General features: G+C 66.1%; 19 protein-coding genes. 6 read left to right on the plus strand and 13 right to left on the minus strand.

Annotated features, from left to right (window positions below):
* Window positions 1-10 precede the first annotated feature (10 nt).
* Window positions 11-754 carry an SDR family NAD(P)-dependent oxidoreductase gene (locus ACIQUS_RS17865; RefSeq protein WP_403049089.1) on the minus strand — a complete coding sequence of 248 codons (744 nt, stop codon included), beginning with the start codon at window positions 752-754 and terminating at the stop codon, window positions 11-13.
* 261 nt (window positions 755-1,015) lie between these two features.
* On the opposite strand from ACIQUS_RS17865, the gene ACIQUS_RS17870 reads away from it, so the two are divergent.
* Complete coding sequence (locus ACIQUS_RS17870; protein WP_403049092.1) at window positions 1,016-1,849, plus strand: alpha/beta fold hydrolase; 834 nt, start codon at window positions 1,016-1,018, stop codon at window positions 1,847-1,849.
* A 22-nt stretch (window positions 1,850-1,871) separates the two neighbouring features.
* Here ACIQUS_RS17870 and ACIQUS_RS17875 read toward each other — a convergent pair whose 3' ends face one another.
* The 5 genes from ACIQUS_RS17875 to ACIQUS_RS17895 all read right to left on the minus strand — a co-directional run bounded on the left by ACIQUS_RS17875 (window position 1,872) and on the right by ACIQUS_RS17895 (window position 8,780).
* Window positions 1,872-3,092: an NADH:flavin oxidoreductase gene (locus ACIQUS_RS17875; RefSeq protein WP_403049095.1), complete on the minus strand. Its 1,221-nt coding sequence runs from the start codon at window positions 3,090-3,092 to the stop codon at window positions 1,872-1,874.
* Between the two features lie 16 nt (window positions 3,093-3,108).
* On the minus strand, window positions 3,109-4,743 hold the full coding sequence (locus tag ACIQUS_RS17880) for a DUF1302 domain-containing protein (protein WP_403049098.1): 1,635 nt from the start codon (window positions 4,741-4,743) through the stop codon (window positions 3,109-3,111).
* A 186-nt stretch (window positions 4,744-4,929) separates the two neighbouring features.
* Complete coding sequence (locus ACIQUS_RS17885; protein WP_403049101.1) at window positions 4,930-6,492, minus strand: FadD3 family acyl-CoA ligase; 1,563 nt, start codon at window positions 6,490-6,492, stop codon at window positions 4,930-4,932.
* A gap of 20 nt (window positions 6,493-6,512) precedes the next feature.
* Window positions 6,513-7,535 (minus strand): 2Fe-2S iron-sulfur cluster-binding protein, encoded by a 1,023-nt coding sequence (locus ACIQUS_RS17890; protein WP_403049104.1) that lies wholly within the window; start codon window positions 7,533-7,535, stop codon window positions 6,513-6,515.
* Between the two features lie 57 nt (window positions 7,536-7,592).
* Window positions 7,593-8,780 carry an acyl-CoA dehydrogenase family protein gene (locus ACIQUS_RS17895; protein ID WP_403049107.1) on the minus strand — a complete coding sequence of 396 codons (1,188 nt, stop codon included), beginning with the start codon at window positions 8,778-8,780 and terminating at the stop codon, window positions 7,593-7,595.
* 281 nt (window positions 8,781-9,061) lie between these two features.
* Between ACIQUS_RS17895 and ACIQUS_RS17900 the strand changes: the two genes are divergently transcribed.
* The 4 genes from ACIQUS_RS17900 to dmpG all read left to right on the plus strand — a co-directional run bounded on the left by ACIQUS_RS17900 (window position 9,062) and on the right by dmpG (window position 12,697).
* Entirely contained in the window at window positions 9,062-9,835 is a 774-nt protein-coding gene (locus ACIQUS_RS17900; RefSeq protein ID WP_403049110.1) for a glucose 1-dehydrogenase, read from the plus strand.
* Window positions 9,836-9,908: 73 nt separating this feature from the next.
* Window positions 9,909-10,700: a fumarylacetoacetate hydrolase family protein gene (locus ACIQUS_RS17905; protein WP_403049113.1), complete on the plus strand. Its 792-nt coding sequence runs from the start codon at window positions 9,909-9,911 to the stop codon at window positions 10,698-10,700.
* A 37-nt stretch (window positions 10,701-10,737) separates the two neighbouring features.
* Window positions 10,738-11,664, plus strand: a complete 927-nt coding sequence (locus ACIQUS_RS17910) for an acetaldehyde dehydrogenase (acetylating) (protein WP_403049116.1) — start codon at window positions 10,738-10,740, stop codon at window positions 11,662-11,664.
* A gap of 10 nt (window positions 11,665-11,674) precedes the next feature.
* Window positions 11,675-12,697 carry a 4-hydroxy-2-oxovalerate aldolase gene (gene dmpG, locus ACIQUS_RS17915; RefSeq protein WP_403049119.1) on the plus strand — a complete coding sequence of 341 codons (1,023 nt, stop codon included), beginning with the start codon at window positions 11,675-11,677 and terminating at the stop codon, window positions 12,695-12,697.
* Window positions 12,698-12,771: 74 nt separating this feature from the next.
* Here dmpG and ACIQUS_RS17920 read toward each other — a convergent pair whose 3' ends face one another.
* The 6 genes from ACIQUS_RS17920 to ACIQUS_RS17945 all read right to left on the minus strand — a co-directional run bounded on the left by ACIQUS_RS17920 (window position 12,772) and on the right by ACIQUS_RS17945 (window position 19,912).
* Entirely contained in the window at window positions 12,772-13,227 is a 456-nt protein-coding gene (locus ACIQUS_RS17920; protein WP_403049123.1) for an REP-associated tyrosine transposase, read from the minus strand.
* Window positions 13,228-13,473: 246 nt separating this feature from the next.
* Window positions 13,474-14,319, minus strand: coding sequence for an SDR family NAD(P)-dependent oxidoreductase (locus ACIQUS_RS17925; protein WP_403049126.1), 846 nt, complete (start codon window positions 14,317-14,319; stop codon window positions 13,474-13,476).
* An 11-nt stretch (window positions 14,320-14,330) separates the two neighbouring features.
* Window positions 14,331-15,098 carry an SDR family oxidoreductase gene (locus ACIQUS_RS17930; protein ID WP_403049129.1) on the minus strand — a complete coding sequence of 256 codons (768 nt, stop codon included), beginning with the start codon at window positions 15,096-15,098 and terminating at the stop codon, window positions 14,331-14,333.
* Between the two features lie 68 nt (window positions 15,099-15,166).
* Window positions 15,167-16,402 carry a LuxR C-terminal-related transcriptional regulator gene (locus ACIQUS_RS17935; protein ID WP_403049132.1) on the minus strand — a complete coding sequence of 412 codons (1,236 nt, stop codon included), beginning with the start codon at window positions 16,400-16,402 and terminating at the stop codon, window positions 15,167-15,169.
* Between the two features lie 120 nt (window positions 16,403-16,522).
* Entirely contained in the window at window positions 16,523-18,931 is a 2,409-nt protein-coding gene (locus ACIQUS_RS17940; protein WP_403049135.1) for an RND family transporter, read from the minus strand.
* 9 nt (window positions 18,932-18,940) lie between these two features.
* Window positions 18,941-19,912, minus strand: a complete 972-nt coding sequence (locus ACIQUS_RS17945) for a WD40/YVTN/BNR-like repeat-containing protein (RefSeq protein ID WP_403049138.1) — start codon at window positions 19,910-19,912, stop codon at window positions 18,941-18,943.
* A 283-nt stretch (window positions 19,913-20,195) separates the two neighbouring features.
* Between ACIQUS_RS17945 and ACIQUS_RS17950 the strand changes: the two genes are divergently transcribed.
* The gene (locus ACIQUS_RS17950) at window positions 20,196-20,654 is read left to right on the plus strand and encodes an REP-associated tyrosine transposase (protein WP_403049460.1); all 459 of its coding nucleotides are present in this window, start codon (window positions 20,196-20,198) and stop codon (window positions 20,652-20,654) included.
* Window positions 20,655-20,901: 247 nt separating this feature from the next.
* On the opposite strand, the gene ACIQUS_RS17955 is transcribed toward ACIQUS_RS17950, so the two are convergent.
* Window positions 20,902-21,846 (minus strand): OB-fold domain-containing protein, encoded by a 945-nt coding sequence (locus ACIQUS_RS17955; RefSeq protein ID WP_403049141.1) that lies wholly within the window; start codon window positions 21,844-21,846, stop codon window positions 20,902-20,904.
* Between the last annotated feature and the right edge of the window lie 4 nt (window positions 21,847-21,850).

The raw sequence follows: 21,850 nt of genomic DNA on the forward strand, positions 1-21,850 counted from the left end.
CGATTTCCCCTCAGATAAAGGCCATGCCGCCGTTGACCGCAATGTTCTGGCCGGTGATGAAACTGGCATCGTCGCCGGCCAGGAACACCGCCACCCCGGCGATTTCGTCGGTCTCGCACAGGCGCCCCAACGGTACGTTCCTGAGCATCGCTTGCATGTGTTCCTCGGCGACCCCGGCCATCATCGGCGTGTTGGTCGGGCCCGGGACCAGGCTGTTGACGCGGATGCCTGACGGCGCCAGTTCACGGGCGATGGAACGGGTCAGGCCCATGACCCCGGCTTTCGAGGCGCAGTAGTGGCTGGGGCCTTCGCCGGTCAGGGCGGCGGTGCTGGACAGGTTGATGATCGCCCCCTTGCGCCCGCCCTTGACCATCAACTTGGCGCCTTCGCGACAGCACAGGAAGGTACCGCCCAGGTTGACGCCCAACACCCGCGCCCAGCTCTCGTCCGGGGTGTCGAGGAAGCTGTCGAAGGCGCCGACGCCAGCGTTGTTGACCAGGATGTCGAGGCCGCCGAAACGGGCTTCGACCTGGCCCATGGCATCAGCCACCGAGGCCGCGTCGGCGACGTTGCAGGCCAGCGCCAGCACCCGGTCGTCGAGGTCGGCAAGGTCAGCCAGGCTGTCGAGCAGCGCCGCCTGGTTGAGGTCCACCGCCACCACCTTGGCGCCTTCGGCGACAAAACGGCGAACCATGGCCTGGCCCATTCCCTGCCCCGCGCCTGTGACAAAGGCGACTTTGTTCAGCAACTTCATAGCGTTCTCCTGCAGTGCAGTGCATAGAAGCCCGCTGACATCCCAGCAGGCCGGTCAGCGTCATGATCAGACCGGGCCTGCGCAGCAGGCATCGTCCGATAGGACTAACGCCCCCGCCGTGGTCTGAATGGACGATGCCGGCCCTGCCCCGGCAACGGACGATCAACCCTGCGCAATCCAGGCCCGGCGCCCTTGCCCCTTCAGGCACGCCGTGGCCTGGCCCTTGGCGCCACACCCTATCGCCGACTCTGGAGACTTGTGATGAACCAACCTGAAGACCTGCCGCTACCCACCGGCCATTACCTGACCGCGCCCAGCGGCCTGCGCCTGCATTACCTGGACGAAGGCAGCGGCCCGGTGGTGCTGTGGCTGCATGGCAGCGGTCCGGGCGCCAGTGGCTTCAGCAATTTCAAGGGCAACTACCCGCAGTTCGTCGAAGCCGGCTACCGCAACATCGTCCTCGACCTGCCCGGTTTCGGACGCTCGGACAAGCCCGAGGACGTGCAGTACCACCTGGACTTCTTCATCGACCACGTCGTCGCCGTGCTCGACGCCCTGGACATCGAGCACTGCACGCTGCTGGGCAATTCCCTGGGCGGGGCCATCGCCCTGGGCCTGGCGCTGCGCCAGCCGGCGCGGGCCGAACGCTTGATCCTGCTGGCACCGGGTGGCGTCGAGGAGCGTGAGACCTACTTCCAGATGCAAGGCATCGTGCGCATGGTCAGCCTGTTCAATGCCGGCCCCATCGGCCTGGAAGAGATGCGCAGCATGATGCGCCTGCAGCTGTTCGACGACTCGATCCTGCCGCAAAGCCTGCTGCTGGAGCGGGTGGCGGTGGCGGTCACGCAACCGAAGAACCTGTTCAGCACCATGCAGGTGCCGAACATGGAAGCACGCCTGGGCGAGCTTACGTGCCCGATCTTCGGTTTCTGGGGCAGCAACGACCACTTCAACCCGGTCAGCGGTGCCCAGCGCATCATCGACGGCGCGGCCAATGCCCGCTTCATCGTGCTCAACCGCTGCGGCCACTGGGTGCAGGTCGAGCACCGTGACCTGTTCAACCGCAGCTGCCTGGACTTCCTGCGCCACGGTTGAACCTCAACACCGGTGCCAGCGCCTAGGGCGCTGCCGCCGGTTGCCGGTTGAGCTCGGCATCGCCGGGCTGGCCGAGCACGCAGGAGGTGCCGCCGGGGGTGTACATCATCGCCACGCAGCGGTTGCAGGCGGTGCAGATCGAGTCCTTGCTGGCACCGGTGGCAAGCTTGTCGACGTAGTCCGACTCGGCCAGCAGCACCCGCCCCATGGCGACCAGGTCAAAACCTTCGGCCATCACCTGCTCGATGCCTGCCAGGCTCTTCGCCCCGCCCAGGTAGGCCAATGGCATCTTCACCGCCGCCCGCACCTTGCGCGCATGTTCCAGCAGGTACAGTTCACGGAACTCCACCTTGGGGTCGCGCAGGCGCTGGATCTTCATGGCCAGGGCGATCACCGGGTTCTTCTGCTGCACGCGGTTTTCCTTGGGGAACGAGGAGCCGAACATGGTGGTGATCGACTCGGCGTTCATCCCGGCGCTGAGCACCAGCAGGTGGGCGCCCTCCTGCTCGAGCATGCGCGCGATCTTCGCCCCGTCCTCGGCGCTGTTGCCGGCGCGCGCGCCTTCGGTGACGCTGTACTTGCAGATCACCGCCAGGTCCTGCCCCACCGCGTCGAGCACGGCACGCAGTACCCTGCGCGGAAAGCGCAGGCGGTTCTCCAGGCTGCCGCCGTAGTGGTCGCGGCGCTTGTTGTACATCGGCGAGATGAACTGGCTGAGCAGGTAACCGTGACCCATGTGGATCTCCACCGCGTCGAAGCCGGCCTCGCGGGCCAGGCGCGCGCCGTGGGCGAAGTCCTCGACCACCTGGCGCATGTCGTCTTCGGTCATGGCCTGCTTGAAGAACATACCGCTCATCATGCCGATCTTGTTGAAGCCTCCACTGGCCGACAGCGGGTAGCGGGTGGCGCGCTCGCGCATGAAGGTGAAGCAGCCACCGTGGGTGATTTGCGCGCTGACCAGGCCACCTTCGCGGTGTACGCCGTCGGTCAGGGCCTTGAAGTGCGGCAGTGCCTCACGGGTCAGGGTCAGCTGGTTGGGCAAGGTGCGCCCGTCACGGCTGACCGCACAGTAAGCCACGGTGGTCAGGGCCACCGCGCCACGGGCAAGGTCAGCATGCAGCTTGACCAGTTGCTTCGACGGCAAGCCCTGGGTGCTCATGCCTTCGTTGGTGGCCGCCTTGATAAAGCGGTTCTTCAGGGTCAGCGGGCCGATGGTGATCGGGCTGAAGGGTGAGGTGTGCATGGCAGGCCCTTTTCGGTCAGAAGGTGTATTTGGCGTTGAACGACAGGTAATCGCGGTCGGCCAGCAGGCGGCCCTGGGCGATGTCCGGTGAGCTGAGGTAGGCGACGTAGGTCAGGCCGACCTGGAAGTTGCCCAGGTATTTGAAATCACCGCCAACGGTCAGGCGCTTCTCGTCGCGGCCCAGGCCCTGGTAGGCGCTGCCGTCGACATTCTGGGTCCAGACCACGCGGGTGGTCAGGTCCAGGCCATCGGCGATGCCCAGGTAGTCCATGTAGGTGCCGATGCCGAGCAGGGTCTGGCCGCGGGTCTGGGTTTCGTACTCGAAGTTGTCGAAGCTGCCGTCGACGCCCGGCCCACCACCGCTGACGTGCAGGGTGTCGACGCCATCGATGCGCTGGTGCACCACTTCGGCCATGAAGGTGGTCTGCTGGGCCAGCAGGCTCGGGCCGAGGATGTAGCTGCCGTTCAGGTTGCCCTGCCACAGCTGGCCACGGGCCGGGGCGCCGTTGTCCAGGTACACCGCGGCGCCGTCGCGGTAGCTCAAGTCGCCGGCGAACTGCACCGAATCACCGACCTTGGAGCTGAAGCTGACCCCGGTCAGCTCGACATCGTCGAAGTAGCCCACCCGGTACACCGGGCCGCCACCGGCAGTGGCGTAGCGGCCGACGCGGTTGAGCGAGGAGTACTGGGTCTGGCCGCTGAAGTCGAAGAACAGCGCGCCGACCCGCTCGTGATAACGGTAGTGGAACAGGCCGACCTCGGTGTTCTCGGTGAGCCGGTAGCGCACACCCAGGCCCCACTGCCCGCTGTCGCTGGGCTCGACGTCGCCGGCGTAGGTCACGGCGGTGAAGCGGGTGTCGGGCAGGCTGTCGATCACCCCCGGGGCCAGGCGAAAGAACTCGGCACCGGGGCCGAAGGTGTCGCTGCCGAAGTAGTCACCCACCGGGTTGAGCTGGGTCTTTTCCCACTCGTACTGGTAGAAGCCCACCAGCGCCAGGTCCTCGTTCAGCGCCCAGGACGCCGACACCTGGCCCACCGGCAGGTAGGCGTCCTTGGCTTCGGTGCCGGGGACGTTGAACTTGGTGGCATCCACCGGCGCCTGGCCCTGGCTGATGTTGGCCCAGAACAGGCTCTCGCCCCAGGCCACCAGGTGGCGGCCCGCTTTGACCGACAGGTACTGGCTATCGGCGACGTCGAAGTTGCCGTAGACGTAGGCGTCGAGCAGGCGCGCCTTGCTGCCGCTCAGGCGCCGGGTGTCTTCGCTGAAACCGTCGGCGCGGCCGATCTTGTTCACCGTGCCGGGCGAGTCGTTGTCGTTGCGCTCGTGGTAGACATCATCGTAGAAGTGGCTGCCACGCAGCACGGCGCCCAGGTTGTCGTGCTTGAGCAGCAGCTCGCCGAACAGGCTGACGCGGTTGGTGACCAGCGCACCCCGGTCGAAGTTGCGCGTGCCGTCGTCGTTGTTGAGGTCGCCCAGGTACTGGTGAGCGGGTTTGGCGGTACGCATCGAGGCGGTGTAATTGACCGTCAGCGACGAATCCAGGGTGGTGTCCTCGCCCAGCTCCAGCCGTGGGCCGGCGTGGGCCTGGGCGCAGGCCACGGTAAGCGTGAGCAGCAGCCCGCCGTGAGTGACGACGTTGATCCTAGACATGCAGCGATCCTTTTCTTGTTGTTGTGAAGACCTGCGCAGAGTGAAACGGCGCCGCGGTACGGGCATCATCCATTTGGCCTAGGCCACCTGGCCCCATCGCCGGCTACGCCAGCTCCCACAGGGATTTGTGCCTTGCCAGGACTTGTGGGAGCCGGCATAGCCGGCGATTGGCCACACAGCCGCACCTCAGCCCTGCGCCACCAGCGCCCGCAACTCGTTCTTGGCCACCTTGGCCGACGGGTTCAGCGGCAACGCGCTCATGAAGCGCACCTGCCGTGGCACCTTGTAGTTGGCCATGCGCTCGCGGCTCCAGCCGATCAGCTCCTGCGCCTGCAACTGCGCGCCTTCACGGAGCACCACACAGGCGCAACCCACCTCGCCCATGCGCTCGTCGGCAATGCCCACCACCGCCACCTGGGCAATGGCCGGATGGGCAATGAGCATCGCCTCGATTTCCGCCGGGTAGCAGTTGAAACCGCCGACGATGAACAGGTCCTTGAGGCGATCGGTGATGATCAGGTTGCCCGCCGCATCCAGGTGGCCGACGTCCCCGGTGTGCAGCCAGCCCTGCGGGTCGATGGCTTCGGCGGTGGCCTCGGGGTTCTCGAAATAGCCCTGCATCACATGGAAGCCTCGCAGGCAGATTTCCCCCGTCTGCCCCGTGGCCAGCGCCAGGTTGTGCGGGTCGCGGATGCTCACCTCGGTACCGGCCAGCGGTCGGCCACTGGTGCCGGCGATGACCTCGGCCGAGTCCTGCGGGTTGCACAGGGTCGCCAGGCCCCCGCATTCGGTCAGGCCATAGGCGGTGGTTACGCAACTGAAACCCAGCTCGCTGCGCATGCGCTCGATCAGGCTCGGCGGAATGCTCGCCGAGCCGGTCACGGCGATGCGCAGGCTCGACAGGTCGGTTTCGCCCAGGCGTGGGTGGGCCAGCAGCGACAGGTACAGGGTCGGCGCCCCCGGCAATACGCTGATGCGCTCGCGGGCGATGCGCTGGAACACCGCTTCGGCGTCGAACACCGCATGGGGCAGGATGGTCGCCCCGGCGATCAGGCAGGTCAGCCAGCCGGCCTTGTAGCCGAAGGCATGGAAGAACGGGTTGACGATCAGGTAGCGGTCCTCGGGCACCAGCCCAATCACTCGCACGTATTCGCTGAAGGCGCGCAGGCACTGGCCATGGCCGCTCATCACGCCCTTGGGCTTGCCGGTGGTGCCGGAGGTGAACAGCAGGTCGCACACCGCCTCGGGCTGCACCGCCAGGGCCCGACGCTCGGCGGTGACGGTTTCGATGGTGGCGGCGCCGGCGACGAACTGCTCGAAACTCAGGTCGCAGGCCTGACGCTCTGCGTCACTGGCGAACACCACCAGATGCTCAAGGCTGTCCGGCCGATGCGCCTGGAGCAAGGCCGGGTAATCGACATCGAGAAAACGCTGCTGCACGAACAGCACCCGGCAGCCGCTGCGCGCCAGCACATCGGCGGCCTCCATGCCCTTCATGCGCGTGTTGATCGGCACCAGCACGGCACCGGCGCAGTGGATGCCCAGGGCGGCGATGATCCACGCCCGGCCATTGGGCGCCCACACAGCGACCCGGTCACCCGGCTGGATACCCAGCGCCATCAGGCCGCGGGTAACGGTCAGGGCCAGCGCCGGCAGCTCGGCGTAGTCGGTGCACACACCCTCATCTTCGATCGCCGTGTGTCCGGCAAAGCGCCGGGCGCTGTCGAACAGCAGGCGGGGTATCGTCATGGCTAATTCGTTCATCGGCATCACTCGGGGAATCGGATACGCAGGTGCGCGCTGGTGGGGACCGCCTGGCAGGACAGGATCCAGCCTTCGGCCAGTTCGTCAGCATCCAGCGCATCGTTGATCAGCAGTTCGACATCGCCACTTTCCAGGGTGCACATGCACGAGGCGCAGCCGCCGACCCGACAGGCGCTGGGCGGCTTGAGGCCGGCACGTTCCATGGCGGCCAGCAGGGTTTCGCCGCTGTCGCAGGCCAGTTGGTGGTCCTGGCCATCCAGGCGCACGGCCAGCTGGGCGGCTACCGCGGACTCGCTGGCGGCGACCTGCTGCACTTCGCGCTCGCCCGGCAAGGACACAAAGCGCTCGACGTGCACGCGGCCGGACGGCATACCGAGGCCTTTCAAGGCACTGACGGCAGTGTCCATGAACGGCCCCGGCCCGCAGATAAAAGCCTGGGCATCGACAAAGGGTTGCGCCAGCGCCGCCAGTTGCGCAGCCGAAGGGATACCCTGCAACGCATCCAGCCAGTGGACGATCTGCAGGCGCTCAGGGTGGGCCTGGGCGAGAAAACGCAGCTCATCGCGAAAGATCACCGACTGCTCGTCGCGGTTGGCATAGATCAGCAGGATCCGCCCCTGCCCGGCCAGCAGCGCCGAACGCAGGATCGACAGCACCGGGGTGATCCCGCTACCACCGCCGAACAGCAGCAGGTCGCCGTCCAGGCTGCGCGGCACGAACACCCCTGCCGGCGGCAGCACCTGCAGGGTCTGGCCTTCCTGCAGCTCGCCGCACAACCAGTTGGAGGCACGTCCGTCGCGCACGCGCTTGACCGTCACGCGCAGGGGTTCGTCCAGCAAAGGTGTGCTCGACAACGAGTAGCAGCGCGGCAACCAGTCATCGGCGAAGGGAATGCGCAGGGTCAGAAACTGCCCGGGCTGGTAGCGAAAGCGCTCGGCCAGGTGCTCGGGCACATCGAAGATCAGCGAGCGGGCATCGGCCGTTTCCTCGACCACCCGCGCCACGCGCAAGGCAAGAAAGTCATTCATGGCTCGGTTCTCAAGGGTCCCCTGCCCGGCGGGCGGGCAGGTCGACGGGCGAAGGCTTCAGACGTAAGGGTCAGGGTTGGGCAGGCCCAGTTGCACCGCGCCCAGCACCCGGCCGTAGGCCTGGTAGTTGTTGGCGATGTGCCCGCGGGCCTGGTGCAGGTCGCGGAACAGCCGCGCCACCGGGTTGCTGGTGTACAGCCCCGAGGCCGCCATGCAGCGCAGCAGTTCGTTGACTTTCTCGGCGCAGAGGTTGGTGACATAGGCCGACTGGTAGCGGTACAGCAGGCGGGTTTCCACGTCCGGGTACTCACCGGCGCGGGCCAGTTGCATCAGGTGCTCGTAGTTGCGCTCCAGCACCAGCTTGAGGCTGTCGACCGTGAGCGTGGCTTCGGCCACTGCGGTTTGCGCCGCCGGATCGTCCGCCGTGCGCGCGCCGTGCTTGCCGATATGCTGGGCGGCGTTGGCGCGAAACAGATCGATGGCCCCCTGCAGCGCGCCGATGGCCGAGGTCGACACCGCGCGGGAGAACACCTGGGCAAAGGGAATGGCGTAGATCGGGTTGGTGTTGACCAGGCGCCCCGGGGTTGCCTCCAGGGTCCAGTTGTTGGTGCGCTGGACCCGGTGCGCTGGCACGAAGGCGTCTTCGACGACAATGTCGTGGCTGCCGGTGCCGCGCAGGCCCAGCACCTCCCAGTTGCGTTCGATGCGGTAGTCGCTGCGCGGCAGCAGGAAGGTGCCGTGCTCGGCAGGCACTTGCGCGTCGGCCGGCAGGATGCCGCCCAGCAGCACCCACTGGCAGTGCTCGCTGCCGCTGGAGAAGCCCCAGCGCCCGCTGATCCGGTAGCCGCCTTCGACCACGGTGACCTTGGCGGTGGGCATGTAGGTGGACGACACCAGGGTGTCGTGGTCCTCACCCCATACCTCGCGCTGGGCCTCGATCGGGTAGCGCGCCAGCTGCCAGGGGTGCACGCCCATCACGCCGTAGACCCAGGCGGTGGACATGCACCCCTGGGCGAGGATCATCTGGATCTCGAAGAACGTGCGCGGGTCCACTTCATAGCCGCCGAACGCCCGTGGCTGCAGGGCGCGCAACAGCCCTGCCGATTTCAGCTCGGCAATGCTTTGGTCGGCGACCTTGAGCTCGCGGTCACCTTGCGCCGAACGCTCACGCAGCGCCGGCAGCAAGCGCCGTGCCCGCTCCAGCAGTTCGATTTCTTCCTCGGTCTTTTCTCGCATGCTGTGCATCCTTCTTGTTCTCCCAATCTCGTAGCGCCAATGCGCGAGCCGTGATGGATGATCGGATTGCACAGGCCTTGCTTCATCGTCAAAGCGGACTAGAGCGGTGTGGGGTTCGTCGCAGGCTCCCACAGGAACCCGCTGCACACATCTACTGTGGGAGCTGGCGAAGCCTGCGATAAGGGCCACCTCCGTAGTCCGTTGAGACGATGCCACTGCCCCGGGGCCGGGAAACAATCGCCCCATCGAGCACAGCCCGCGTCCACTCACCCACAGGAAAGGACAGCCGAATGAGTATCCTTCAACGTTTCCAGCTACCCGGCAGTGTCGCCATCGTCACCGGCAGTGGTCGCGGCATCGGCCGCGCTATCGCCCTGGCCTACGCCGAAGCCGGCGCCGATGTGGTCTGCAGCGCACGCAGCGCCGAGGACATCGAGCGCGTCGCCGAGGAGGTGCGCAGCCTCGGCCGTCGCGCCCTGGCGGTGGCCTGTGACGTCAACGACAACGAGCAGCGCCAGGCCCTGGTACGGCGCAGCCTTGAGCAGTTCGGGCGGATCACCCACCTGGTCAACAACGCAGGCGGCGGCGGGCCCAACGATGCCCTGGCGATGCCTGCGCAGCAGTTCGACGAGATCCTGCGCTTCAACGTCTCCAGCACCTATGCCCTGTGCCAGTTGTGCGTGCCGCTGATGCGCGAGGTCGGTGGCGGCAATATCGTCAACATCAGTTCCGTGGCCGCCCGTTATGCCCAGCGCCACTTCAGCGCCTACGGCACCGCCAAGGCCGCCCTGAGCCACCTGACCCGCCTGCTGGCCCAGGACTTCGCCCCGCAGGTGCGAGTCAATGCCGTGGCCCCCGGGCCGACCCTGACCGAAGCCCTGAACAAGGTCATGCCGGCCGCCATGCGCCAGGCCATGGAAGCCAATACACCGCTCAAGTGCCTGGGCAGCCCCGAGGACATCGCCGCTGCCGCGCTGTACCTGGCCAGCCCGGCCTCGGGCTGGGTCACCGGCAAGATCATCGATGTCGATGGTGGTGCCGACAGCAGCGTCTGGCCAGGCTGACCGTCCCCTTTTGCCGGTGCCCTGGTCCCTTGGGACCGGCTTTTTTATTCCACCCGTACAGAGTGAGCCGCCAATGGATACCTCCCTGATCACCGCCCTGGGCGATGAACTGTTCAATGCCTTGCGCGGGCGCACCACCCTCGCGCCGCTGACCCAACGCCACCCGGCCATCAGCCTGGATCAGGCCTACCGCATTTCCCTGCGCTTTTTACAGCGCCGCGAAGCCCTGGGCGAGCGGGTGATCGGCAAGAAAATCGGCGTCACCAGCCGCGCCGTGCAGCAGATGCTCGATGTTCACCAACCGGACTTCGGCTTTCTCACCGATGCCATGCAGGTCGAAGACGCCAGTGAAGTCAGCTTCGCCCGCTACCAGTTGATCCAGCCGCGGGCCGAGGGCGAGATCGCCTTTATCCTTGGCGAGGACCTCAAGGGCCCGGGTATCCGCGCCGAAGACGTGCTCGCCGCCAGCGCCGCGGTGGCGCCGTGCTTCGAAATCGTCGACTCGCGCATCGACAACTGGCAGATCCGCATCCAGGACACCGTGGCCGACAACGCCTCGTGCGGGGTCTTCGCCCTTGGCGAGCAGCGCATCGACCCGCGTGACCTGGATCTTGCCCGGGTCGAGATGCAGATGTTCAAGAACGGCCAGCCGGCTGGCAGCGGCCTGGGCTCGGCGGTGCAGGGCCATCCGTGCGCGGCGGTGGCCTGGCTGGCCAACACCCTGGGCGAGCTGGGCATTCCCTTTCGCCAGGGCGAAATCATTCTCTCCGGCGCCCTGGCGCCGCTGGTACCGCTGGTGCCGGGCGACCGCATCAACCTGTCGATGAGCGGCCTGGGCAACGCCAGCCTGCGCTTCGTCGCCTGAGGCCGCGCCCGCCTTCCCTTTCCTGGAGTGATGAACCATGAGCAAGAAGATCAAATGTGCGCTGATCGGGCCGGGCAACATCGGCACCGACCTGCTCTACAAACTGCTGCGCAGCGAGGTGCTGGAGCCGGTGTGGATGGTCGGCATCGAAGCCGGCTCCGAGGGCCTGCAGCGCGCCCGTGAACTGGGCCTGAAAACCACCGCCGAGGGCGTCGACGGGCTGCTGCCCCATGTGCTCGAAGACCAGGTACAGATCGCCTTCGATGCCACCTCCGCCTACGTCCACGCCGAGAACTCGCGCAAGCTCAACGCCCTGGGCGTGCTGATGATCGACCTCACTCCCTGCGCCATCGGCCCCTACTGCGTGCCGCCGGTCAACCTCAAGGCCAACCTCGCCGCCGGGGTGATGAACGTCAACATGGTCACCTGCGGCGGCCAGGCGACCATCCCGCTGGTGGCCGCGGTGTCCAGCGTGCAGGCGGTGGACTACGCCGAGATCATCGCCACTGCCGCGTCGAAATCGGTCGGCCCGGGCACCCGCAAGAACATCGACGAGTTCACCCGCACCACCGCCCGCGCCGTGGAGCAGGTCGGCGGGGCGAAACAGGGCAAGGCGATCATCATCGTCAACCCGGCCGAACCGCCGCTGATCATGCGCGACACCGTGCACTGCCTGACTGCCGAGGCCCCGAATGAAGCGGCCATCCGCGCCGCCATCGACGCCATGATCGCCCAGGTACAGCGTTACGTGCCCGGCTACAAGCTGGTCAACGGCCCGGTGTTCGACGGCAACCGGGTGTCGATCTTCATGGAAGTCGAAGGCCTGGGCGACTACCTGCCCAAGTACGCCGGTAACCTCGACATCATGACCGCCGCCGCGGCGCGCACCGCCGAGATGTTCGCCGAGGACATCCTCAAGGGCGACCTGCAACTGCGCGCCACCCCCGAACCTGCCATTGCCTGAGGAAACGCCCATGGAACTTAGCGGCAAGCGAATCACCGTCCACGACATGTGCCTGCGCGACGGCATGCACCCCAAGCGCCACCGCATCAGCCTGCAGCAGATGAAAGACATCGCCTGCGGCCTGGACCAGGCCGGGGTACCGCTGATCGAAGTCACCCATGGCGATGGCCTGGGCGGCAGCTCGGTCAACTATGGCTTTCCGGCCCACAGCGACGAGGAGTACCTGTCGGCGGTGATCCCGCTGATGAAAAACGCCAAGGTCTCGGCCCTGCTGCTGCCGGGGATCGGCACCGTCGACCACCTGAAAATGGCCTTTGAGCTTGGGGTCAACACCATCCGCGTGGCTACCCACTGCACCGAGGCCGACGTCAGCGAACAGCACATCGCCCATGCCCGCCAGCTGGGTATGGACACCGTCGGCTTTCTGATGATGGCGCACATGAACAGCCCCGAAGGCCTGGTCAAGCAGGGCCTGCTGATGGAAAGCTACGGTGCCAACTGCATCTACCTGACCGACTCGGCCGGCTACCTGCTGCCCCATGATGTGAGCGCCCGGGTAGCGACGATGCGCGCGGCACTCAAACCGCAGACCGAGATCGGCTTCCATGGTCACCACAACCTGTCCATGGGCGTGGCCAACTCCATCGCCGCCATCGCTGCCGGTGCCACCCGCATCGATGCGGCCTGCGCGGGGCTCGGTGCCGGTGCCGGCAACACGCCGATGGAAGTGCTGGTAGCGGTGTGCGAGCGCATGGGCATCGAGACCGGCGTCAGCGTGTTCGGCATCCAGGACGTGGCCGAAGACCTGGTGGTGCCGATCATGGACTTCCCCATCCGCAGCGACCGCGATGCCCTGACCATGGGCTATGCCGGGATCTATGGCTCGTTCCTGCTGTTCGCCAAGCGCGCCGAGCAGAAGTACGGCGTGCCGGCGCGGGAGATCCTGGTGGAGATGGGCCGACGCGGCATGGTGGGCGGCCAGGAGGACATGATCGAAGATACGGCGATGACCCTGGCCCGCCAGCGGGCCTGACCCCCACCCTGCTCCCACAGCGCGGCCAAATCCCCTGTGGGAGCGGGCGCAGCCCGCGATAGCCCTCACCCGACTCAAAGCCAGACAGCATCCCAATGCGGATAATCCCCGACCCGCGAAACCAGCCCGGCCCTTAACGGATTGGCGACGATGTACCGCGCCACGGCCGGCACATCGTCCTCCCGACGCAATGCCCGGTCATGAAATCCCTTCTGCCATAAACACCCCTGTCGCTTGCCGGTCCTGTTGATCAGGCAGGTGCTGCGGCACTTCATCCGGCGCATCAATGTATCCAGGGTGCTGTGCTGCAGTTCGACCAACCAATGCAGGTGATCGGGCATCAGCACCCAGGCCAATGACCTGGCCAGGTTGCAATGCTGAGCACATCGCAATTGCCCGATAACGATCCTGGCCAGGTGAACATCAGTGAACACAGGTTGGCGATGTTCCACCGTGGTGGTCAGCAGATACACCTGGCCCGGGATCGATACCCGACCCCGGCGCAAGCGGTGGGAGGCTGGACGGTCCATGTCGTGCTCCTTGAGGGGGTGTTTTCAAGGTAGCTGTGAACGGCACCGTGGGTGCAGGGTTAATTGAACCTTATGTTTCAGGATTGCGGCCGCTGCGCGGCCGATCGCAGGCTTCGCCAGCTCCCACACCAAGGCCGGGACATGTCGAGAACCCTGTGGAAGCCTGCGATGGACGCACATCAGTCCCAGGCGTGCCGAGCCCTCTTGTGGGAGCTGGCGAAGCCTGCGATGGGCTGCGCAGCAGCCCTAGGCCTGGCGCTCGCGCCAATCCGCCACTATGCCCTCCTCCAGCGCGATCACCTGCGCCGCAACGGTCCGCCGCTGGTACCGCGGCGCCTCAGGCGAGGTCGCCAGCCACAGCATCACCTCGGCCGGCACCTGCGGCGGTGCGATCCCGGCCCGCAAGGCAATCACGCCCTTGTCGCCGATGGTCGCCTTCAACGCTTCGGTACTCACCACGCCAGGGTTGAGGGTGTAGGCACAGATGCCCCGCTCGCCCAACTCCACCGCCAGCACCCCGGACAACCGCGACACCGCCGCCTTGCCCGCGCCATAGGCATAACCCCAGCCGCCCTTGTCGGCCGCCACCGGCGGGTCGCTCTCGCCGGCCCCGGAGGTGACGTTGATCACCACCCCGCCGCCCTGCTCAAGCATCTGTTCGGCGACCGCCCGCGTCAGCAGGAACGGCGTCAGCAGGTAGCCCTGGAAGACCCGCTCAAGCGTCTGTGGCTGCAGGTCCAGGAAGGTGCTGTTGAGGTCACGACCCTGGTAGATCGCGTTGTTGATCAGCACGTCGATTCGCCCGTACTCGGCGATGACCCGCGCACACGCCTCCAGCGCCGAGGCGCTGTCGAGCAGGTCCATGGGCACCACCAGCACCCGCCGACCCAATGCCCGGATCGCCGCCGCCGTGCTGTTGAGGCTACCGGCCAGCGGCTCGCCCGTCGCATCACGCAGGGCATGGTCATGCTGTTCGCCCTCGTCGACGGTGCGGGCGCTGATCGCCAGGTCGAAGCCGGCGCGGGCAAAGGCCAGCGCCGCTTCACGACCGATGCCACGGCTGGCGCCGGTGATGAATGCCACCTTGTTCATGGGCTGTCCTTCTAGAAGCGTTGCGGGCGGACCATAGCGTCCATGCCGCCGTCGATGAAGACCACGCTGCCGTGGATGAATGCAGCCTGGGTCGACTGCAGGAACGCCACCAGCGCCGCAATTTCCTCAGGACGGCCACTACGGCCCAGCGGCGCAACGAAGTCGCGCACCGCCTTGCCGAATCGGGCATCGTCCAGCGAGGCCTGGTGCAGCGGGGTCTGGACCGCGCCAGGCGCCACCACGTTCAGGCGAATGCCCCGTTCGGCCCAGGGTTTGGCCAGGCGGCGGGCCTGCTGGGTGATCGCATACTTGGAGCAGGCATAGGCGACATGGGCCTGGGCCAGGCCTTCGGCCAAGGCGCAGGCGCCAGCCTCGTCCCCACCGAGCATGAGTTCGGTCATCGGTTGCTGTTCGGCACCGGCCTGGGTCGAGGCCACCGAGCCGATCACCAGCGCCGCCGGGTTGCTGCCCTTGGCCAGCGCCCCGGCCAGGCCGTCGAGCAACTGGCTGACGCCAAAGTAGTTGACCGACAGGATCAGCCCGCAGGAAGGCGCAGTCACGCCGACCCCGGCGCAACAGACCAGGCCGTCGAGCACGCCGTTGCACTGCTCGAGCACCGCGGCAACGGCCGCTTCACGTCCGGCGGCGGTGGACAGGTCGGCAAGCACCTCGGCATTGGCACGATCGATACCGATGACCCGGTGTCCGGCGGCACGCAACACGGCACTGACCGCAGCACCGATACCCGAGGCGCTGCCGGTGATAGCTGTAACTGGCATAGTGAGTCTCCATGGAAGGTCCAGGCAGTATCCTCAGCACGATGCCGCTTGGGCATCGTCCGGGCGGACTACGCCTGCCGACGGGTCGCCAGGGTCAGCGGCGGTATCTGCACCCGGGATTTCTCCGCGACCTTGAGGTTCACCTGCGGCTTGCCCAGGGCCACCACACTGTTGAGCAGGATGCGCACCAGCTCCGTCTGGCGCCGTACGCCGGTCTTGGAGAAGATCGAACGCAGGTGGGCACGGGCGGTATTGCGGCGGATGCTCAAGGTCTCGGCGGCTTCTTCCAGCGACAGGCCGTTGGCCAGTTCCATGGCCAGGGCGGTTTCGGCCTTGGTCAGGTTGAACAACTGCTTGGTCACCACTTCACTGGCCAGCGACTTGCTGGCCGCATCGCGGATGTACACCAGGGCAGCAGGCTTGCCCTTCTCGTCGGCCCAGTCCAGCGACGGAATGGGCTCGACCACCAGGCCCAGGCTGACTTGCCCGGACGGTCGGGTCACCGACATCGCCTCGGCGCTCTTGGGGGTGTTTTCGGCGAAGGCCGAGCGAATCAGGCGTTGCAGTTCGCGGTTGTCGCTCGGGTAGGTGGCTTCCAGGCGCCCGCCCACCAGCTTGAGGCCGTCGCCGCCGGCGAGTATGCCCTGGGCCACCGGATTGATCTGCAGCACGCCGCCGCTCTCGTCGAGCACCAGGGTGGCCACCGACAGGCGGCTGATGGCCTGGGCGTAGAGTTCGCTCAGCGATTCGCTGCGATCGAGCAGGTTGTGGATGTTCAGGGCGCGGCGCAGGTGTGGCAGGAACATGGCGCACAGGGCCCGGTCATTGACCGAGAAGCCCGGTGCCGACTTGGCCCGGGTCACGCGAAAGCGCAGCTTGCCGCCATCGGGGGTGGAGATGTCGGCGCCCATCACGTGGTACACGCCCTGCGGGCCGCAGTGCATCTTGAAGTAGGCGCTCTGCTCCCACTGGGTCGAGGTCATGATGTCGTCGACCGTGAAGACGTAGTCCAGCGGTTGGTTGGCAAACGGGGTGTTGGTCTGCGGGTAGGCCATGTAGATGACCTCGCCCTCGCCTTCGATATCGCCGGCGATGATCATCACCCCCATGTCGGGCTGGTCCGGCACGCGCAGGATCAGGGTGACGTAATTGGCCTGGAACACCTCGCGCATGTTTTCGAGGATGCGGGCCATGGGCTTGGGATCGAGGGCGCCATCATAGATGTCGCCCACCATACGGTCGTAGTCGGCAAGGTCCAGGCCGAGTTCGGCCAGCGCTTGGTGGGTCAGAACCGGATTTTCCACAGTCGTCTCCTTGCTCGGGCAAGGCGCGTTGGCCTGCCCTTGTTATTTTTATTCTCTTGGAGGTGGGGCCAGGGCCCCGCTCGCCAGTCTCCTGTCTGGCTTTCGTCGCGGCAATAGGCTTTAGATGTTAATTTTTGTTTCAACGTGCATCGGCGATGGACGGTGCTCCACCACAGGCGTGGCACGTACCAGCCGACGCCCGCGGTTGAACCAGGCGGCCAGCGCTGGCAACAGGAAGATCGCACCCAGCACGTTGACCAGGAACATGAACGACAGCAGCACACCCATGTCGGCCTGGAACTTGAGCGGGGCGAAGGCCCAGGTGATCACGCCGATGGACATGGTCAGGGCCGTGAACACCGCCGCCGTGCCGCGCTGGCACATGGCCTGGTAGAAGGCCTCGCGCAGGTCGGCGCCGGCGGCCATCTCGTGCTGGATCCGCTCGTACAGGTAGATGCCGTAGTCGACGCCGACGCCAACCCCCAGGGCCATCACCGGCAAGGTGGCGACCTTCAGGCCAATGCCCAGCAACGCCATCAGCGCGTTGCACAGGATCGCCACGATCGCCAGCGGCACCAGGATGCACAGCACCGCGCGGACCGAACGGAAGGTCAGCCAGCAGAACAGCGCCACCGAGCCGAACAGCGCGGCGAGCATGAACAGCTCGGCGTGCTTGACCGCCTCGTTGGAAGCCGCCATCACCCCGACGTTGCCGCCGCCCAGGTAGAAGTTCAGCTCCGGGGTGCGGATCTGCTCGATGATCCGCTGCGCTTCGCCCAGCACGTGGCTGAGGGTGGCACCCTCATGGTCAGCGAGGAACACCAGGATCTGCATCTGCTGGCAGGCGTCGGTGACCATCCCGTCGTCCGGCATATAGGCCCGCGCGCCCTGGCTCAGGCCACGGGCGGACCCCGGAATGGCTGCCCAGCGCGGATTGCCTTCGTTGTTGCCGGCGATCACCACCTTGCCCTTGCCGGCCACGCTCTGCACCGACTGCACACCCTTGACCGCACGCATACGAAAATCGAAAGCCTCCACCGCGCGCATCACCGCAGGGTCCAGGCAGCCTTCCTCGATACCGTTGACCTCGACGAACACCGACAGCACGTCCAGGCCGATGGAGTAGCTGCTGACAATCTTCTGGTTGTCGAGGTTGTAGCGCGATTCATCGCGCAGCTCCGGCGCACCGGCACCGATATCCCCCACCGCCAGGTCCCGTGCCTTGTAGGCACCGGCGGCCAGCAACAACAGGCTCAAGGCGAACACGCCCAGGGCCGGGCCGGGTTCGGCCAGGGCCGACAGCCGCCACCAGAGGCGATGGCGGCCCTGGCCTTGGGCCCGGGCATGCTGCAGCACCGCAGGCTCCAGGCGCAGGTAGGCGATGATCACCGGCAGCATCAGCTTGTTGGTGGCGATCATCAGCATCACCCCGATGCAGGCGGTCACCCCCAGCTCATGGACGATGGGGATGTCGATCAGCATGATCACGGCAAAGCCCAGGGCGTTCATCAGCAGCGCCAGGGAGCCGGGAATGAAGATCTTGCAGAACGCCCCGTGCGCCGCCTGCACCGACGTGCGCCCGGCCAGCACCTCCTGTTTCCAGGCGTTGGTCATTTGCACGGCGTGGGACACGCCGATGGAGAAAATCAGGAATGGCACCAGGATCGACATCGGGTCGATGCCCAGGCCCAGCAACGGCAGCAGGCCGAGCAGCCAGACCACCGGCAGCAGGGCCACCACCAGCGCCACCAGGGTCAGGCGCCAGGAACGTGAGTACAGCCAGAGCAACAGGCCGGTGATCAGGAAGGCGATGACGAAGAAGCCGATTACCGTGTTCAAGCCTTCGACCACATCGCCCACCAGCTTGGCGAAGCCGACGATATTGATCTCGACCTGGTCGCTGCTGTAACGGGCACGGATGTCTTCCAGGCGCCGGGCCACTTCGGCGTAATCCACCGGCTTGCCGGTTTGCGGATCGAGGTCCTGCAGGTCGGCACGGACCATGGCCGACTTCAGGTCGTTGGCCACCAGCCGCCCGATCTGCCCGGAGGCGGCGGCATTGCTGCGTACCTGGGCCAGGTCGCGGGCCGAGCCATCGAAGCGCGGCGGCACCACCACGTCGCCGAAGAAGCCTTCTTCGGTGATTTCGATGTAGCGCACGTTGGCCGTGAACAGCGAAGTGACGCTGGCGCGATTGACCCCGGAGATGAAGAACACCTCATCGCTGACCTTGCGCAGGGTGTCGAGGAACTGCGCGTTGTAGATATCACCCTCGCCCTTCCAGCGCACGCTGACCAGGAAGCGGTTGGCGCCGGTGAAGTACTGGCTGAAGCGCAGGAAATTGACCATGTACTCATGGCGCACCGGAATCTGCTTGCTGAAGCCCGGGTCCAGTTGTGTGTGCGTGGCGCTGTAGCCCAGGCCCAGGGTCAGCAGCACGAACAGTACCAGCAGGCCCTTGCGCCAGGCCATCAGGCCATCGGCGATGCGTTCGACACTGCGTGTCACCCAGCTTTTTGCGTGATTCATTGCCGTCTCTCACTTGCCGAGGGCGGCAACACTGCCACCGGATTCCTGGAACACCCCACGCTCGCCGCCCACCAGCAGGCGCGAGCCGATCATCACCGCCGAGGTCAGGGTGCCCAGGCCTGCCAGGCGACCGACATGGCGCAACTGCCCCCGGGCATCAAGCCGTACCAGCGAGCCGCCGGCACCGACGATCAACACCCCGCCCTGCCCGGGCAGCACCACATGGCCGTACAACGGCAGCTGGTTACCGATCGGCAGCTGGGTCCAGCTGTCACCAAAGTCATGGCTGACAAACACATGACCGCGCATGCCGTAACTGACCCAGTGCGCGTCGCTCAGGCGCACCACGCCAAACAGCGAGCCGGTATAGAAGGCCGGCAAGGTTTGCCAGTGCTGGCCGCCATCGCGGCTGCGCATCACCAGCCCCTGCTCGCCGACCAGCATGCGCCGGCCATCGGCGCCGCCGTCCAGGCTGTTGAGGTGGGCGCTGTCGACATCCAGGGCCAGGGCGCGCCAGTTCAGCCCGGCATCGTCGGACTGGTAGAACTTGCCGAAACTGCCGTAGGCCAGCACCCGCTCGCCGCCGGCGGCCCAGGCGCCCAGCAGCGGCTCGCCCAACTGATCGTCATGACGCACTTCCTGCCAGTGGCTGCCGCTGTCGGTCGAGCGCAGGATCCACCCGTCGTGCCCCACCGCCAGCAGGCGTTGCTGGCCGAGGTCGACCAGGGCGGTGAGCGCCACATTGCGCTGTGGCTGGACAGTTGCCGATAGCCAGCTCACGCCCTGGTCATCGCTGACCAGGAGGCTGCCGCGCTCGCCGGCGGCCAGCACGCGCTCGCCGACCTTGAGCAAGGCGTTGATCTGCACCCGATCGGTGCGCAGGGGTTCCTCGCCCGGCACAGGCACGGGACGGGGAGCGAAGGCGTAGGCGATGGTCAGGGCCACCACCAGGCACACCAGGTAACCGATCAACGAGCGCATGGGCATGGCTCCGTTGCTTGACGGGGGGATACAAGGACATTCATGCGGCCGATCCTCTTGTTCTACCTGCGCGTCCGCGCAGGCTGCGCGGGGCGTGACGGGGGCATTGCCTGCACTCGATACTCAGGGTTGGCGGGGCTGGAAACATCGTCCAAATGGCTTACGAAAAGGCGTAATTGCCCTCGGTAGCCCGACGGAAATACCTGCTCAAGGGTTGCCCCACCGAGGTGGCGTCTGACGAACTACGGTGAATGAGGTCGGAACGGTTCAGGAGGGCAAAGGATTGCGTGTTCATTCAAAGGGCTATCGGTTGCTGACCGGTCGCCATTCGGAGCCTGGGCAAATCTACTCGGTGACGGTTGCCACCCATGGACGTGTGCCGATTCTGGGTGAATTGCCGACGGGTCGATTATTGGTCAAGGAGCTGCGACTGGCGCACGAAGAACACCTTGTATGCTCATTGGCCTGGGTGGTGATGCCGGATCATTTTCACTGGCTGTTCGCGCTTCACGGCAAGTGCCTGTCACAGGTGATGTGCAGGGTTAAATCCAGAAGTAGCCTGGCCATCAACCGGGCAAGAAGCGGTTGCGGACGGCTATGGCAAAAGGGCTTTTACGACAGGGCGATTCGTAAGGAAGAGGATTTGAAAACCGTTGCCCGTTACATAGTAGCCAACCCCGTTCGGGCGGGGTTGGTGCAGAGGGTGGGTGATTATCCGTTATGGGATGCATCCTGGCTCTAGTCGCCAGCACACATTGACGACTGCTGCGCAGCCGATCGCAGCCTCGTGCCTCGGCAGCGGCTACACCGATCTCGGCCCACTGTAGCCGCTGCCGCCAGGCTGCGATCGGGCGCGCAGCGGCCGCAAAACCTGACTCCACGTATCTCCCGTTTACGACTGCTGCGCAGCCGATCGCAGCCTCGTGCCTCGGCAGCGGCTACACCAATATCGACACCGGCCCACTGTAGCCGCTGCCGCCAGGCTGCACTCAAGCCTGGTAGAGAATCACCAGGTCATTGATCACCGACGGCCGCTCCTGCCCCAGCACATGGGTGTGCAACTCCAGGGTCACCTGGGTCCCACGCGCCTGCACCTGCACCGCCTTGACCCGCGCCCGGGCATGGATGCGCGCACCCGCCGGCACCGGGGCCGGGAAGCGCAGGCGATCAGAGCCGTAGTTGATCTGGGTGCTGTAGCCGGTGATCTCGAAGCCCAGTGCCAGTTTCATCCGCGACTGCAACACCTGCACCAACGCGCCATGGGCGATGGTGCCGCCAAACGGGCTGCTCAGCCGGGCCTTCTGCGGGTCGGTATGGATCCAGTAGTCATCCCCCGACAACTGGGCGAAGGCATCGATCAACGCCTGGTCCACCAGCACGCTGTTGCTCCAGTCGCTGAACTGCTCGCTGACCAGCGCCTGCAAGCCCTCGGCATCGTCCAGGGCAACCTGCACCGGCGCCGGCCCCGATGCGGCCACTGGCTCATGGGCCTCGAAGGCTGGCGCCTCAAGGGCAGCAACGTCCTTGTCCAGACCAGTAAAACGCAGCAGCCGGTTGCCCTTGGCATCGACCTCGGCGAACACCGGTTGCAGGCGCATGCCGATGTGGATCTCGTCTTCGGCCAGGCCCACCAGGTTGGTGTTGATACGCACGCCCTGGTCGAGTTCGACCACCGCCAGTTTCTGCGGCATCTCATCGGCAAAGTCGGGCAAGGTGGCGATGCGGGTCACGGTGTAGCTGTACAGGGTCGCGCCGCCCTCGACCGCGCGCCAGCTCAGGTCATGGGCCAAGCACGCCGGGCAATGCCGGCGCGGGTAGAACAGCCACTGTTCACAGGCATTGCACTGCTGGACGAGCAGGTTGCGGGCCTTGAGGCCCTCCCAGAACGGCGCGGAAATCTCGGTGGCCAGTGGCATGGGTTTGTTGTTGGACATGGTC

Origin of the sequence: Pseudomonas sp. NPDC090755 (genome assembly GCF_044769005.1) — a bacterium.
GTDB lineage: Bacteria > Pseudomonadota > Gammaproteobacteria > Pseudomonadales > Pseudomonadaceae > Aquipseudomonas.

Excerpts from the sequence above, each read along its gene's own strand:
- ACIQUS_RS17905 (WP_403049113.1), top strand. The coding sequence starts at position 9,909 with ATGGATACCTCCCTGATCACCGCCCTGGGCGATGAACTGTTCAATGCC.
- dmpG (WP_403049119.1), top strand. The coding sequence starts at position 11,675 with ATGGAACTTAGCGGCAAGCGAATCACCGTCCACGACATGTGCCTGCGC.
- ACIQUS_RS17910 (WP_403049116.1), top strand. The coding sequence starts at position 10,738 with ATGAGCAAGAAGATCAAATGTGCGCTGATCGGGCCGGGCAACATCGGC.
- ACIQUS_RS17870 (WP_403049092.1), top strand. The coding sequence starts at position 1,016 with ATGAACCAACCTGAAGACCTGCCGCTACCCACCGGCCATTACCTGACC.
- ACIQUS_RS17955 (WP_403049141.1), bottom strand. The coding sequence starts at position 21,846 with ATGTCCAACAACAAACCCATGCCACTGGCCACCGAGATTTCCGCGCCG.
- ACIQUS_RS17875 (WP_403049095.1), bottom strand. The coding sequence starts at position 3,092 with ATGCACACCTCACCCTTCAGCCCGATCACCATCGGCCCGCTGACCCTG.
- ACIQUS_RS17895 (WP_403049107.1), bottom strand. The coding sequence starts at position 8,780 with ATGCACAGCATGCGAGAAAAGACCGAGGAAGAAATCGAACTGCTGGAG.
- ACIQUS_RS17945 (WP_403049138.1), bottom strand. The coding sequence starts at position 19,912 with ATGCGCTCGTTGATCGGTTACCTGGTGTGCCTGGTGGTGGCCCTGACC.
- ACIQUS_RS17920 (WP_403049123.1), bottom strand. The coding sequence starts at position 13,227 with ATGGACCGTCCAGCCTCCCACCGCTTGCGCCGGGGTCGGGTATCGATC.
- ACIQUS_RS17925 (WP_403049126.1), bottom strand. The coding sequence starts at position 14,319 with ATGAACAAGGTGGCATTCATCACCGGCGCCAGCCGTGGCATCGGTCGT.
- ACIQUS_RS17940 (WP_403049135.1), bottom strand. The coding sequence starts at position 18,931 with ATGAATCACGCAAAAAGCTGGGTGACACGCAGTGTCGAACGCATCGCC.
- ACIQUS_RS17930 (WP_403049129.1), bottom strand. The coding sequence starts at position 15,098 with ATGCCAGTTACAGCTATCACCGGCAGCGCCTCGGGTATCGGTGCTGCG.
- ACIQUS_RS17890 (WP_403049104.1), bottom strand. The coding sequence starts at position 7,535 with ATGAATGACTTTCTTGCCTTGCGCGTGGCGCGGGTGGTCGAGGAAACG.
- ACIQUS_RS17900 (WP_403049110.1), top strand. The coding sequence starts at position 9,062 with ATGAGTATCCTTCAACGTTTCCAGCTACCCGGCAGTGTCGCCATCGTC.
- ACIQUS_RS17885 (WP_403049101.1), bottom strand. The coding sequence starts at position 6,492 with ATGACGATACCCCGCCTGCTGTTCGACAGCGCCCGGCGCTTTGCCGGA.
- ACIQUS_RS17880 (WP_403049098.1), bottom strand. The coding sequence starts at position 4,743 with ATGTCTAGGATCAACGTCGTCACTCACGGCGGGCTGCTGCTCACGCTT.
- ACIQUS_RS17865 (WP_403049089.1), bottom strand. The coding sequence starts at position 754 with ATGAAGTTGCTGAACAAAGTCGCCTTTGTCACAGGCGCGGGGCAGGGA.